The organism is Hyalangium versicolor (assembly GCF_020103695.1).
GTDB classification, from domain to species: domain Bacteria; phylum Myxococcota; class Myxococcia; order Myxococcales; family Myxococcaceae; genus Hyalangium; species Hyalangium versicolor.
Genome location: NZ_JAHXBF010000001.1, coordinates 626,213 through 640,361, shown reverse-complemented (window position 1 = coordinate 640,361; position 14,149 = coordinate 626,213). Strand labels below are relative to the sequence as shown.

Genomic DNA, 14,149 nt, shown 5'->3' with positions numbered 1-14,149 from the left:
CTGCCATGCCCCCGCCCCCTCGCCGAGGTAAAGAACCGCAGGGGCCCGACCCCCTCCCCGGCCTGCGTGCCCGAGGTGCCTTGCTCGGGCTGGCCATCGGGGACGCCCTGGGCGCGCCGTTGCGGGGCCGTAACCTCCTGGCCCCCCTCTTCCCCCAGCTCGCGGAGGGCATGCGCCGCATGCCCACGGCCAGCATCATCAAGCCCCGGCTCCCCAAGCCGGAGGAGCTGCCCCTGCCGCCGCCGGGGGAGTTCCTGGAAGAGGGCATTCCCGCGAACGCCCCCCTGGAACCTCCCGTGATGGAGCTGCGCAAGGGCCAGGTGACGGACGAGACCCACATGGCCTGCTGCCTCGCGGCGAGCCTGCGCGAGGTGAAGAGTTACAGTGCGGCGGATGCGGCCCGCCGCTACCGCGCCTGGAAGCCCCACGCCTTCGACATGAGCGATTCGCTCCGGGAGGTGCTGGACGAGATGGACTCGGGGCTGGCGGCGGTCAGTGCCGGGCGCCGGCTCTGGGTGCGCAACTTCCGCCGCTCGTGCACCAACGGCAGCCTCGCCCGCACGGCCCCCATCGGCGTCTTCTTCGCCCGGGACGAGCAGGCCTTGCTGCGAGCCTCCTTCGAGGACTCCGCCCTCACCCACTACGATCCGCGTTGCCAGCTTGCCTGCGCGGCCCTGAACGCGGCCATCGCCAAGGCCCTCACGGGCGGCTCGAAGCTGGAGCCCAAGGACCTCATCACCGCGGCGCAGACAGGGCTGTCCGTGGGCGCCCCGCTCCTCGCCCGCTCCCTCAACGAGCACGTCGAAGAGGTGTCGTTCGCCAAAGCGCTCTTGATGGCGGACCTGGACGCGGCGCAGCAACCCAACCCGATGCTCTACGGACCAGAGCTGCACCTGCACCGGCAATACGGCCATGTGCGCACGGCCTTCCGGCTCGCCTTCTGGGAGCTGCTCCACGCGCCCACGCTCGAGGCCGGGCTGGTGGATGTGGTGAATCGCGGCGGTGATGCAGATGCCCACGGCGCCATCACCGGCGCACTGCTGGGCGCATTCCACGGCGAGGAGGCCATCCCCGCTGAGTGGAAACGTGTGGTGATGGAATCCATGAACACGACTCGCGGGCCACTGTGGAACCTGTACCACCCGCGGCACCTGCTCCTGCTGGTGCAGGACTAGCGGGGCCTTCCCCGCCCGAAAACACGAAGCCCGCGAGAGGCGGTCCCTTTCAAAGGGGACACACCTGCCGCGGGCTCAGGGCCACACTCGAGGCCGGATGGACTCGGCCTCAGAGATCGATGACGACGACGCCGCGCTGCGGCTTCTCCTCGTCGTCCGTCTCCGTACTGCGACGGTGGGGACGATCCGGAGGCAACGGCAACGGAAGTTCAACCACGGGGCGTTCGCGATCCTCGCGATGACGCTCGCGGCGTTTGATTTCTTCGATGATGAAGGCGTCCAGCATGGGTTCGCTCTCCCTCAGCCTACATACCCCGGTGTACGCCCGCCACCCCAACCCGGTTCCAGTCTTCATCCCCTTCAGATGCAAGTTAAGGTCCCCCGTTCCATTGGGAGCCCAGTCCTTGCTGACTGGTCCTTTGCTCGTTTACCGCCCGACATCAAAGCCACACCCCTGCGCCAGGGATGTCATGGTTGGCGCCCGACCTACCGCCACTGGGTACGTTGATTGTAATGCAGTCGCGGCGGCCCGCAAGCCGTCCAACCGGCACCCATGGCCACGGCCATCCCGCCTCGCAACCCCTGCAGCCAGGCTCGAATGCCCGCTCGGCCTTGGGAAAATCCTGAAGCGGGCATCATGACGCGGCGAGTCACGACGATCAGGGGGCTTCTGCCCGGCGCTTGAAGGCCTCGAGCATCTTCGGGAGCGAGGTGTCCACGAGGGCATTGACGATCGTCTTGGGGACGAGGGCGCCGAGCGCCATCTCGACAGTGTAGGTGGCCTTGGTCTTCCCCTCGCCGGCGGGCTCGAGCACCCAGCTGCCCTTGTTGTCCTTCATGAACTCGCCCTCGACGAAGGTCCAGGACACGCGGTGGGGGCGCTCCTCCTTGGAGCGGATGGTGTACTTGACGGTCTTCACCACATCGACCTTGTAGTGGACGTTGACCTCGTTGCCCTGGCGGTTGGAGGTGCGGATCTCCTTCACCTCGGAGAGGAACTCCGCGTACTTGTCGTATTGGATGATGGTGTCGAAGACTTTCTCGACGGGGGCATTGATGACGATCGAGCGGGTGGCGCCAGGCATGGTGTGACTCTCCGGAGCGATGGGAAACGCGGACGAGAGATTACAGAGCGTATCCCGGCTTCTTGTCGAACTTGTGGACGGATTGCACGAAGCGGACGGTGCCCGTCTTGCTGCGCATGACGACCGAGTGGGTCTCACAGCCTCCACCGAAGAAGCGCACGCCCTTGAGAAAGTCCCCCGAGGTGACGCCGGTGGCGGCGAACATGACCTCGCCGCGGGCGAGCTCCTCGGCCGTGTAGATCTTGCCGATGTCGGTGATGCCCATCGTCTTGGCGCGATCGATCTCTTCCTGGCTGCGAGGCTTGAGCCGACCCTGCATGTCGCCCCCCACGCAGCGGATGGCCGCCGCGGTGATGACGCCCTCGGGCGCGCCACCGATTCCCATCAGCACGTCCACACCGGTCTCCTCGAAACAGGTGGAGATGGCACCTGCCACGTCCCCGTCCTCGATGAGGCGGATGCGCGCGCCGGCGGCGCGGACCTCTTTGATGAGCTCCACGTGCCGCTCGCGATCGAGGATGACCACCGTGAGGTCCTCCACGTAGACCTTCTTCCTCTCGGCGATGGCGCGGAGGTTATCCGTGGGAGAGCGGCGCAGATCGATGGCTCCCCGAGCGCGCGGGCCCACCGCGAGCTTCTCCATATAGGTGTCTGGGGCGTTGAGCAGGTTGCCCTTGCCGGCCATGGCAACCACGGAGATGGCGCCGGGGCGGCCATAGGCGGCCAGGTTGGTGCCCTCGAGCGGATCCAGGGCGATGTCCACCTCGGGGACGCCCTCGGAGCGGCGGCCCACCTTCTCGCCGATGTAGAGCATGGGGGCCTCGTCGCGCTCGCCCTCACCGATGACGACGGTGCCGTCGATGTAGAGCGCGTCGAAGGCACGACGCATGGCGTCCACGGCGGCCTGATCCGACTCGTTCTTGGTGCCGCGGCCCATCAGACGGGCGGAGGCGATGGCCGCCATCTCGGTGACGCGCACGGCCTCCATTGCCAGGTTGCGATCCATTCTCGGACTCCTTGGGACAACAGTGGAACCTTCAGGGAGACTTCTCGACCATGCGAACGAACGCTTCTGGGAAGCGCCGGGGCTTGCCGTCGCGGCCCACGCAGGCGTGGAGGGTGCTGCCCGTGCAGAGCACGGTGGAGGACGCGTCCTCGCGCACCACTTCATAGGTGAAGAGAATCGACGCGCGGCGCAACTCGCTCACCGTGGGGCGGATGAGGAGCACGTCGTCGTACCGAGCGGGGGTGCGGTACTGGCAGGTGGCCTCGACGACGGGGAGCATGAAGCCCTCGCGCTCCATGTCGCGATAGCTGCCTCCGCGGAGGCGGAAGAACTCCATGCGGGAGAACTCGAAATAGCGGAAGTAGTTGGCGTGATAGACGACGCCCATCTGATCTGTATCGCCGTAGATGACTCGGACCCGCGCTTCCACCATGCGTGCGCGGACCGTAACAGGGGGACGGGGGGGCTCCAAGCCACAGGGATGGCGAGTTGGTTGCTTCTGACCATCTGACGGCGAAGATGCACCCCCTATGGTGCGCCCTCTCGCCCTGGCCCTGGTCCTTGCCGCCGTTCCCGCGCTCGCGAAGCCCCCGAGGCTGACGCTCTTCATCACCGTGGATGCGCTCGGGTCGGACCTGCTGCTGCGCACGCGCCCGAAGCTCAAGAGCGGGATGCGTCAACTGCTCGACGGAGGGGCCTTCTTCCCGTACGGGCGGTATGACTACGCCAAGCCTCGCACCGCGCCTGGGCACACGACGCTGATGACCGGCGCCGACCCCTGGAGGCATGGGATCGTCGACAACCGGATCATCGACCGGGCTACTGGTGCTCCGGTGGGCGTCTTCAAGGACGAGTCGCACCCGGTGCTGGAGGTGCCTCTGGCCCAGGCTGCTGGCGGAGACACCAGTCCCCTGAACCTGATGGCCGAGACGCTCGGGGATCGGCTCCGGATGACCTCGCGAGGACGAGGCAAGGTGGTGGCGCTGTCCGGCAAGGGGCGAGCCGCCATCGCGCTGGGGGGAAGGCTCGGGCAGGCCTACTGGTTCGACGAGACGGTGGGAAAGTTCGTCACGGGGACCTGGTACACGAAGGAGTTCCCCACATGGCTGAAGACGTTCAACGCTCGGGGGCTGGCGGACAAGTACTTCTCGCAGCAGTGGACGCTGCTGCTGCCGAAGACCGAGTACCTGGGCGAAGACGATCGTGCTTATGAGGAGGAAGGCCCCGGACTGGGCCAATCCTTCCCCCACCCGCTCAACGGGGGGCTGCAGGCGCCCGGACCTCGCTCGTACGCGGCGCTGGCCGCCTCGGCCTTCTCGAATGATCTGCTCGTGCAGGCGGCGAAGGCGGCTCTCGAGGGCGAGGCGCTGGGCAAGGACGACGTGCCGGACATCCTCGCGGTGAGCTTCAGCGGCACGGACTACGTCTTCCACGCCTATGGCCCGTACTCCTGGGAGATGCAGGACACGCTGTATCGGTTGGATCGCGCGGTGGCGGAGCTCGTCACGGCGGCCGAGCGCGCTGCCGGGGGCCGAGCCAACCTGGTCATCGTGCTCACGGCGGATCACGGAGGCGCGGCGGTACCCGAGCACTGGGCCTCCGAGGGTGTCCCAGCCAAGCGCTTGAACCCGAAGGAGCTGGTGCAGGGGCTCACGCAGGAACTGAAGCGCCGCTTTCCGCAGGCGGACCTCACAGTTGCCCAGGAAGAATCAGACGTCTATCTGGCCGGGAAGGCGCTGGACGAGAACAAGGTGGATGGAGCGGCGGTGCGACGGGCGGCGGCGGAATGGCTCGCGCGGCAGCCCGGCATCGCGGCGGCGGTGGCGAAGGACGACCTCTACACGGCACCGGACGTGGCGGGACTTATCTCTCCGGTGCGTCGCGGCTACTACGCCGGGCGCAGCGGGGACGTGCTCATCGTCCCGCAACCCTTCCAGGTGATCAGCACCGGGATGGCGGGCACCAATCACGGCACCCCCTACAGCTACGACCAGCAGATCCCGATCGTCTTCGCCGGAAAGGGCGTGAAGCCGGGGACCTACTTGCAGGACATCAACGCCATGGACGTGGCACCCACGGTCGCGGCGATGATGGAGATAGGAGTTCCCGCCTCCTCCGAAGGCCGCGCGCGGACCGAGTTCCTGGCGAACGGCCGCTAACGCGGTGGCAGGCAGCCCCCGTCGGCCGCGGTCTGGACCAACCTGTCTGCTAAGCATACAGGTTCGGCCAAACCGCGCACCGAGGGTACCTCCCGAACGTCAGGCTCGGCGCTTCCGGCTGGCTCGGGCACGCCCGGAGGTTCGGGTCGTCGCGATCTCCAGCGACAAATCCATGGCCCGTGCCGAGTGCGTCAACGAGCCCATGGAGACGTAGTCCACGCCCAGCTTGGCCAGGCGGGGGAGCCGCTCCAGCGCCACGCCGCCGGAGACCTCGAGCGGGACACGGCCCGCCGTGATCTCCACGGCCTTGCGGATCTGTTCGTCATCCATGTTGTCGAGCATCACCACGTCCGCGCCGCCGTCGATGGCCTCGACGAGCTGCTGGAGGTTGGTGACCTCGATCTCGATCTTCACCAGCCGAGGAGCGTTGGCCTGGGCCCGACGCAGGGCTTCCTTGATGGAGCCGCCCACCGCCGCGATGTGGTTGTCCTTGATGAGGATCCCATCGAAGAGGCCGAACCGGTGGTTGGAAGCGCCCCCGAGCCGGACCGCCTCCTTGGAGAGGGAGCGCATCCCCGGAGACGTCTTCCGCGTATCGAGCACCTTGAGCTTGGAGCCACGCACAGCCGTCAGGGCCTGCTGAGAGAGCGTGGCGATGCCCGACATCCGCTGGACAATATTGAGTGCAGTGCGTTCAGCGGCCAGCAACGAGCGCAGCCGGCCAGCGACCTTGGCCACCACGGTCTTGGTCTTGAGTTCCTGCCCATCACGCTGGAGGAACTCGACCTGGACCTCCGGATCCACGAAGTGGAACACGCGGGCGAACGCCTCGACCCCGGCGAGCACCAACTGCTCCTTGGCGACCAGCTCTCCCGCGCCCATGGCGTCGGGAGGAACGAGGGCGTTGGAGGTCACATCCCCCGCCGCCCCGAGATCTTCATCCAACGCGAGCTCGATGAGCCGGTCGACGTAGTCCTTCAAGTCTCGCCTCCTCTAGCGCCGGCTCTTCTTGGCCGGGGCCTTCTTGGCTGGAGCCTTCTTGGAGGCAACGTTCTTGGCCGGAGCCTTCTTGGCAGCCACCTTCTTGGCCGGAGCCTTCTTCGCAGCCGCCTTGGCCGGAGCCTTCCTGCCAGCCGCCTTCTTGGCCGGAGCCTTCTTAGCCGCCGCCTTCTTGGCAGCAGTCTTGGCCGGAGCCTTCTTGGCCGGTGCCTTCTTCGCAGCAGCCTTGGCCGGTGCCTTCTTCGCAGCAGCCTTGGTAGCAGCCGCCTTCTTGGCCGGGACCTTCTTGGCGGGAGCCTTCTTGGAAGCAGCCGCCTCCGTCGCAGGGCTCTTAGGCGCCGCGGCCTTCTTGGCAGCCGCCTTCTTCGCGGGAGCCTTGGCCGCCGCTTCCTTCTTCTCCGCGGCCTTCGCGGGCTCAGCAGCGCTCTCTTCGCCCTGCTTGGCCTGCTCGAACTCGCGCTGTGCATCGTCCACGAGCCCCATGCTCATGTACGCGACGCCGAGATCCTCGTGGTCCTTGGCGGACAGCCCCTCCTTGGTGCTCTCACGAAGCTTGGCGAGCGCATCCGTGATCTGCGGATTGACGATCTCCGGGCTCGACTCGAGCTCGCCCTTCAGTTCCTTGCTGAGATCCACGGCCCCTTCCGCTGGGGTCGTGGGCGGAGCCACCTTCACCTGCCCCGTCTGGGGAGGGGTGGGCGTGGTCTCCGCTGCTTCAGGCTGCGTCTCCTCAGACTCGGGCATGGGTGCCTCCGGGGCCAACCGATCCAGATTCTCCTGCAACTTCACCTTCCGAGCCTTCAACTCCTCGACCCGGGCCCGATCCTTCTCGACCACTTCCGGCGGAGCCTTGGCGACGAAGTTCGGGTTCTCCAGCTTGCGCAGCACGCTGGCCAGCTCTTGGTCCGCGCGAGTGAGCTCCTTACCCAGGCGCTCACGCTCGGCATCCACATCGATGAGCCCGGCCAGCGGCACGTAGATCTCCAGCTCCGAGCCCACGTAGGCGGCGGCCTGAGGCGGCTTGCGCCCAGGAGCCGACACGTGCATCTCGGACAGACCGGCCAGCGGCAGCAGATAGCCGCGGCACCGCTCGATGGTGGCGCGCAGGTTCGCGTTGGCGCACTGCACGTACGCCACCAGCTTCGCGGAGGGCGGCAGGTTGCTCTCGCCGCGGATGGCGCGGATGCCCTCGATGGCGGCCACCACGGGAGCCATCTCCGTCTCGGCCGCGAAGTCCGCCAGCCGCGAGTCCGGCTCCGGATACGGCGAGATCATGATCGATTCCGCCGTGCGAGGGATGGGCAGCTTCTGCCAGATCTCCTCGGTGATGAACGGCATGAACGGGTGGAGCAGCCGCAGGATGCGCTCCAGGCAGAACACGAGCACCGCGCGGGTGTTGTCCTTGGAGCGGGCGTCCTCGCCATAGAGCGAGCCCTTGGAAAGCTCGATGTACCAGTCACAGAACTCGGACCAGAGGAACTGGTACAGCGTGGAGGCGGCATCCGCGAAGGAGAACGTCTCCAGCGCCAGACGCGTGTCCACGATGGCGCGCTGCAGGCGGGCGAGGATCCACCGGTCCGCCAGCGTCAGCTCGCGCTCCTTGATGGGACGCGTGTCCAGGCGGAAACCGCCCAGGTTCATCAGCACGAAGCGGCTGGCGTTCCACAGCTTGTTGCTGAAGGCCTTGTAGCCAGCGACGCGATCCATCGACAGCTTGATGTCGCGGCCCTGCTGCGTGAGCGAGGCCAGGGTGAAGCGCAGCGCATCCGCGCCGAACGCCGGCATGCCCTGGGGGAATTTGTTGCGCAGCGCGGGCGGGAGTTTGTCCGCCTGAGCGCCCAGGACGATGTCGAGGGGATCGATGACGTTCCCCTTCGTCTTCGACATCTTCTCGCCCTTCTCGTCGCGCACCATCGCGTGCAGGTAGACGGTGCGGAAGGGCACATCGCCCATGAAGTGCAGGCCCATCATCATCATCCGGGCGACCCAGAAGAAGATGATGTCGTGGCCCGTCTCCATGACGGAGTTCGGATAGAAGGTCTTCAGCTCGGGCGTCTTCTCCGGCCAACCCAGCGTGGAGAAGGGCCAGAGCGCGGAGCTGAACCACGTGTCCAGCACGTCCGGGTCCTGCGTGAAGTTCGTGCCGTTGCACTTGGGACAGTGCGCGGGCTGCTGGCGCGAGACGATCGGATCGGCCCGCGAGAAGTCCACGCCGCCCACCCTCACCGTGGGAGCGCCCTCGGGCAGATCCGTGTCATCCCCGATCCGCGGGCTGCACGCCGTGCAGTAGTAGGCGGGGATCTGGTGGCCCCACCACAGCTGGCGGCTGATGCACCAGTCGTGGATGTTGCGCATCCAGTGGAAGAACGTCTCCGTCCACGTCTCCGGGACGAACTTCGTGCGGCCCTGCTCCACCGCCTCGATGGCCGGCTTGGCCAGCGGCTCGATCTTCACGAACCACTGCGGAGACAGCCGCGGCTCCACCACCGTGTTGCACCGCTGACAGTGCCCCACGGAGAGGTTGTGCGGCTCCTCCTTCTCCAGCAGCCCCTGCAGCGTCAGATCCTCGAGGACCTTCTTGCGCGCCTCGTAGCGATCCAGCCCCGCGTACGAGCCGGTCTCCTTGTTGGTGCGCGCGCTCTCGTCGAAGATCGAGATCATCGGCAGGTTGTGCCGAAGCCCCGTCTGGTAGTCGTTGAAGTCGTGCGCAGGCGTCACCTTCACCACGCCCGTGCCGAACTCCATGTTGACCAGCTCGGCATCCGCGACGATGGGGATCTCGCGGCCCACCAGCGGCAGCACCACGGTGCCGCCCGCCAGGCCCTTGTAGCGCTCGTCATCCGGGTGGATGGCCACCGCCGTGTCGCCCAGCATCGTCTCCGGACGCGTGGTGGCCACCACGAGCGCCCGGTCCGTGCCCTTCACCGGGTAGCGCAGGTGCCAGAGCGAGCCCTTCTGCTCCTCGTGCTCGACCTCCAGATCGCTCAGCGCCGTGTGGCACGAGGGGCACCAGTTGATGAGCTTGTGGGCCCGGTAGATGAGCCCTTCCTCGTGCAGCCGGACGAACACCTCGCGCACCGCGGCCGAGGACTTCTCGTCCATGGTGAAGCGCTCGCGATCCCAGTCCAGCGAGGCGCCCAGGTACTGGTGCTGCTCGCCAATGCGCTTGCCGTACTTGTCCTTCCACTCCCAGACGCGCTTGAGGAACTCCTGGCGGCCCAGATCGTGACGGCTCTTCTTCTCCGTCTTCTTCAGCTCCTTCTCCACCACCATCTGGGTGGCGATGCCGGCGTGATCCGTGCCGGGCATCCAGAGCGCGTTGTAGCCGCTCATCCGCTTCCACCGGATGAGGGTGTCCTCGATCGTGGCCGTCAGAGCGTGGCCCAGGTGCAAGCTGCCCGTCACGTTGGGCGGCGGCAGTGTGATGCTGAAGGGAGGTTGGTCGGAGGTGGCCTCGGCGTGGAAGTACTTCCGCTCCAGCCAGAACTTCGACCAGCGGCTCTCGACCTCGGTGGGTTCGTAAGCCTTGGACAGCTCGATTGTGTCGGTCATCGCAGGGGGCCGGCCCTGCGGGCCGGCATCAGATCAGGGTAGGCAACTCAGTGCTGCGTCTCTCGGTCCTTGATCAGCCGATCCAACTCCTCGCGGATGATGGTCTCGGCGAGCTGCGGTACTACCTCCCAGGCGATCTTCTCGATGACCTCACGCGAGGCCTTCGAGAGCGCCTCGCGCAACTGGGCCTCTCCTCCATCGGAGGCGGCCGCGCGACCGGCCGCGGGAGCACGGCTCGGAGCTCTGGCATCAAGCGCGATCTCGGCGGCACCACCCGGCTCGGGCAGCGCGTCCTCGAGCGAGAGGGCCACAGCGGCCTGGGCCGCCTGGGGCGCGCCCTGAGGCGCGGGAGCCCCAAGTCCAAATGGATCCCGTCCACGAGGCACGGGCTGAGCCCCCGCTGGAGCGGTCGGCAGCCCTGCCCCACCCGGCGGACGCGGAATTCCACCCGGCGCGCCCGGGGCGGGAGGTGCACCCGGCCCCGGCGGACGAGCCATCCCCGGCCCAGGAGGAACCCCAGGCCCGGGAGGACGCGCACCTGGCTGCGTTCCCTGGGGAATCCCCGGCCCCGGAGCGCGCGGAATGCCTCCCGGCGGCACTCCAGGCCCCGGCGGCATCCCAGGCCCCGGAGGACGCGCACCTGGCTGCGTTCCCAACGGAATCCCAGGTCCCGGAGGACGCGCCATTCCCGGCCCCGGCGGCATCCCAGGCCCCGGCGGCATCCCTGGTCCCGGAGGACGCGCACCTGGCTGCGTTCCCGGAGGAATCCCAGGTCCCGGAGGACGAGCCATGCCCGGCCCCGGCGGCATCCCAGGCCCCGGCGGCATCCCAGGTCCCGGAGGACGTGCACCCGGAGGCATCCCAGGGCCCGGCACTCCAGGCCCGGGAGGACGCGGCACGCCCGCGGGGCCCGGCGGACGCGGAGCGCCCGGAGCAGCCGCTGCAGGAGCAGGGCCCGCGGGAGGCCGAGGAGCAGCAGCCTGAGGCGTCACCTGCGTGGCGGCCGATGCGGGCATGGTGTTCGACTTCTGCCCCACCATGGCCTTCACCTTGTCGAGCATCACCTGGCTCTCGAAGGGCTTGGTGATGTGATCATCCGCGCGGGCGGCGCGAGCGCGGTTCTCGTCGAAGGCCTCGAACGTCCCGGCCAGCAGGAGCACGGGAATGTGCTGGGTATTCGGATCGCTCTTGAGCGCCTCACACACCTCGTACCCGCTCTTGCCAGGCATCATCACATCGGCGAGCACCACATCCGGGCGCAGCTCGCGGCAACGGGCAATCGCATCCAACCCGTTGTCCACCGCGGTCACCTGGAAGTCCTCCGTCGCGAAGATCATCCCGATGACCTTGCGGATGGTGAGGGAGTCGTCGGCGACCAGCAGATTCTTCGGCATCGGTGTCGGGCCTCGGGGGCATCAACCCCCAGAATTCGTTGGGGAAACAGGCGTCCACAGGCGGGGGACACCCGCTGTCAATCCGGGCAGCTTAGGGTTTGCGCTCCGGGGCAATCAAGAAAACATGTGCTGCAGATCCAGGAAGAGCACGGGCCCGGGCAGTCCGGAGGCGGTGTACTCGCCGCGCTCGCCTGTCGACTCGAAGCGCTGCAACACACCGAGCACCCGAGTGGCACACAGCCCCACGTTCTGACCCGCCATCTCGGTGAGGACGAAGAAGGCTTCCGTCTCGGCCGAGGCGCCCAGCATCGCCGGCACCGAGAAGATGGGCCAGAGCACCTGGGCGTGGGGGAACACGCCGGCTACGGCCCCACTCTGCACGGGTAACATACTGAACGCTTCACCCCGAGTGACGACCTGGGAGACCAGGCCCAGCGGCAGACCGAACAGGCGCCCCTGGGACTCGAAGACGAGCGAGCGATCAGGCGGGCTCTCGAGCAGATGCACGGGCCTGGCAAGCGGCTGGGGCGTGCGCACCCCGCGCTGGGGCAGCGACTCGGCGATGAGCTCCAGGTAGAGCCGCCCCTTGTGAAGGATGGCGCCCCGGGTGAGTGGGGCCAGCGTCTCTCCGAGGCCGGCGGGCAGGAGGAAGAAGGGAGTGTGGGCCACGTCCGCCACCTCCACGACGGCACGTACCCGAACGGCCAGGGTGGGGCTCACATCCAACACCACCACCATGCCCGTGCCGCTCTCGGGGGCGCCGCCGAGCAGCACGGACAGATCCTTCACCTCGAGCATGCCGCGCAGGCTGGTGCCGTCACTGCCTGGGAGGGCCACCTCCATGACGGAGGTCGCTTCGATGGCGTAGCGCGTCTCACCCGCCTCCACGAGCAGGCATAGCCGACGTCCGCTTTCGAAAGGAGCCACGGGCCGGAGGCTAGCAGCCTCCCCGCCATTAATGGTAAGCGAGAGGTGATGGCGCGCATCCTCCTCGTCGACGACGAAAAGATGGCCCAAACCCTCTACGGGGACTACCTGCGCGCGGCCGGACACACGGTCACCGCGGTGAGCCGGTTCGAGGAGGTTCGTGAGGCCCTCGAGTCCACCCACTATGACGCGGTGGTGACGGACCTGATCCTTCCGGGCGTCGATGGCATGGAGGTGCTCCGCTATACGAAAGAGCGCTACCCGGGCGTCGAGGTGGTGGTGATCACCGGCCTGGACAAGGTGGAACCGGCCGTGCGAGCCATCAAGAGCGGCGCGGCCGAGTACCTCGTCAAGCCGGTGGCTCCCGAGGCGCTCCAGCACGCCGTGCGCCGGGCGCTGGCCACGCGGGACATGCTCCAGGAGAACGCTTCGCTGCGCCACTACGTCTCCCTGCTGGAGATGGGGCAGCGCATCGCCACGATCCTGGATCGGGAGCGGCTGTCCAACGCCGTCTCCAGCGCGCTCGAGGCGCAGACTCTGGCCGGCGGCGTGGTGTTGCTGCTGCGAGACGGCGGCCCTCTGCAGCTCCACGGCTCAGCGGGCCTGGAGCGCGATCAGGTGGCTCGGCTCGAGCCCCTGCTGTCCGCCCAGCTGCAGGGCGTGCGGTCGCCCCGGACGCTGGAGGGACTACCGGTGTCCCACTCGCACGTACTCTCCTTCCCTGCGAGCGACGGCGAGCTGCTGCTGGGCCAGATGGTCCTCTTCTTCTCCGATACGCCGCCGGACAACGTGTCCGAGGTGGTCGGCTACCTGTCGCGCTACTACGCGCTGGCGCTGCGCAACCTGGGTCGCTTCTCCGAGGTGGAAGATCTCGCCTACATGGACGATCTCACCCACCTCTACAACATGCGGTACCTGCACCTGGTGCTCGACCGCGAGGTGAAGAACGCGCAGCAGACGGAAGGCACCTTCAGTCTGCTCTTCATGGACCTGGACCACTTCAAGGCCGTGAACGACACGCACGGCCACCTGGTGGGCTCGCGGTTGCTGGTGGAGGTGGGGCGGGTGCTCAAGGGCTGCGTGCGCGAGCGGGACGTCGTCGTGCGCTACGGCGGCGACGAGTACGTCGTGCTGCTGCGCAGCAGCGACTCGGGCGGGGCGCTCAAGGTGGCCGAGCGCATCCGGCGCACCATGGAGAACCACCACTTCGTGCCTCGAGAGGGAATCTCCCTGTCGCTCACCACGTGCGTGGGCGTGGCCAGCTTCCCCGAGCACGCGCGGGACAAGGCCACGCTGTTGGACATGGCGGACCGCGCCATGTACCGGGGCAAGCGCGGCACCCGCAACGTCATCTACATGGCGGCGGTGGACCTGGAAGCCACGCCCGCCGAGCGCAAGGTGGCGGGCTAGCCTCTCTCGAGCACCTCAGCGCCGCAGGTTGCCGACGGTGAGCTGCTTGGGCAGCGTCGGCTCGGTGTTCGCGCCTCCGCCCTCCCCTCTCCCCTCGCTCACGGCCTCGACGTCCTCGTGCGAGGCGCCGGTGACGATGAGCTGATACTTGCGCGAGGCCTCGAGGTCGTGCTGGGCCTGGGCCGGATCCAGGCGGGCAATCAGTTGCCAGAAGAGGGCGGCGTGCTCTCGCTCCTCGTCCATGATGTGGCGGAGGATGGCCTTGGCCTCCTCATTGTCAGTGGCATCGATGTGCGCGGCATAGAGGTTGATGGCGTCCAGCTCCGCCTCGATGTTCAGTCGGATGGAGCGAGCCAGCTCACTGTCCGTGAGCTTGCGGGGCACCAGCGAGTGGAACGGGTTGGTCTGCGGCATGTCAGCCTCCGGCGACCCGGGCGAAGGG

Annotated in this window: 12 protein-coding genes; 3 read left to right on the top strand and 9 right to left on the bottom strand. The window is 67.6% G+C overall.

What is annotated here, in order from left to right; translation table 11 throughout:
* Positions 1-5: 5 nt before the first annotated feature.
* The gene (locus KY501_RS02185; protein WP_224360710.1) at positions 6-1,175 is read left to right on the top strand and encodes an ADP-ribosylglycohydrolase family protein; all 1,170 of its coding nucleotides are present in this window, start codon (positions 6-8) and stop codon (positions 1,173-1,175) included.
* Between the two features lie 109 nt (positions 1,176-1,284).
* On the opposite strand, the gene KY501_RS02180 is transcribed toward KY501_RS02185, so the two are convergent.
* The 4 genes from KY501_RS02180 to KY501_RS02165 all read right to left on the bottom strand — a co-directional run bounded on the left by KY501_RS02180 (position 1,285) and on the right by KY501_RS02165 (position 3,699).
* Complete coding sequence (locus tag KY501_RS02180; protein WP_224360709.1) at positions 1,285-1,461, bottom strand: hypothetical protein; 177 nt, start codon at positions 1,459-1,461, stop codon at positions 1,285-1,287.
* Between the two features lie 373 nt (positions 1,462-1,834).
* Positions 1,835-2,260, bottom strand: a complete 426-nt coding sequence (locus tag KY501_RS02175) for a type II toxin-antitoxin system RatA family toxin (RefSeq protein ID WP_224360708.1) — start codon at positions 2,258-2,260, stop codon at positions 1,835-1,837.
* Positions 2,261-2,300: 40 nt separating this feature from the next.
* Positions 2,301-3,266 (bottom strand): class II fructose-bisphosphatase, encoded by a 966-nt coding sequence (gene glpX / locus KY501_RS02170; RefSeq protein WP_224360706.1) that lies wholly within the window; start codon positions 3,264-3,266, stop codon positions 2,301-2,303.
* Between the two features lie 31 nt (positions 3,267-3,297).
* Complete coding sequence (locus KY501_RS02165; protein WP_224360704.1) at positions 3,298-3,699, bottom strand: acyl-CoA thioesterase; 402 nt, start codon at positions 3,697-3,699, stop codon at positions 3,298-3,300.
* Between the two features lie 97 nt (positions 3,700-3,796).
* On the opposite strand from KY501_RS02165, the gene KY501_RS02160 reads away from it, so the two are divergent.
* The gene (locus KY501_RS02160) at positions 3,797-5,425 is read left to right on the top strand and encodes an alkaline phosphatase family protein (protein WP_224360703.1); all 1,629 of its coding nucleotides are present in this window, start codon (positions 3,797-3,799) and stop codon (positions 5,423-5,425) included.
* Positions 5,426-5,524: 99 nt separating this feature from the next.
* On the opposite strand, the gene nadC is transcribed toward KY501_RS02160, so the two are convergent.
* The 4 genes from nadC to KY501_RS02140 all read right to left on the bottom strand — a co-directional run bounded on the left by nadC (position 5,525) and on the right by KY501_RS02140 (position 12,297).
* A complete protein-coding gene (gene nadC, locus KY501_RS02155) occupies positions 5,525-6,406 on the bottom strand; it encodes a carboxylating nicotinate-nucleotide diphosphorylase (RefSeq protein ID WP_224360702.1) in 882 nt (293 codons plus the stop codon).
* A gap of 12 nt (positions 6,407-6,418) precedes the next feature.
* Positions 6,419-9,976 (bottom strand): valine--tRNA ligase, encoded by a 3,558-nt coding sequence (locus KY501_RS02150; RefSeq protein ID WP_224360700.1) that lies wholly within the window; start codon positions 9,974-9,976, stop codon positions 6,419-6,421.
* 47 nt (positions 9,977-10,023) lie between these two features.
* Complete coding sequence (locus KY501_RS02145; protein WP_224360699.1) at positions 10,024-11,370, bottom strand: response regulator; 1,347 nt, start codon at positions 11,368-11,370, stop codon at positions 10,024-10,026.
* A 114-nt stretch (positions 11,371-11,484) separates the two neighbouring features.
* The gene (locus KY501_RS02140) at positions 11,485-12,297 is read right to left on the bottom strand and encodes a chemotaxis protein CheW (RefSeq protein ID WP_224360698.1); all 813 of its coding nucleotides are present in this window, start codon (positions 12,295-12,297) and stop codon (positions 11,485-11,487) included.
* Between the two features lie 48 nt (positions 12,298-12,345).
* On the opposite strand from KY501_RS02140, the gene KY501_RS02135 reads away from it, so the two are divergent.
* Positions 12,346-13,707, top strand: a complete 1,362-nt coding sequence (locus KY501_RS02135; protein ID WP_224360697.1) for a GGDEF domain-containing protein — start codon at positions 12,346-12,348, stop codon at positions 13,705-13,707.
* A 15-nt stretch (positions 13,708-13,722) separates the two neighbouring features.
* Here the strand turns inward: KY501_RS02135 and KY501_RS02130 are convergent, their stop codons facing one another.
* Positions 13,723-14,121: a demethoxyubiquinone hydroxylase family protein gene (locus KY501_RS02130; protein ID WP_224360696.1), complete on the bottom strand. Its 399-nt coding sequence runs from the start codon at positions 14,119-14,121 to the stop codon at positions 13,723-13,725.
* Positions 14,122-14,149: the final 28 nt, after the last annotated feature.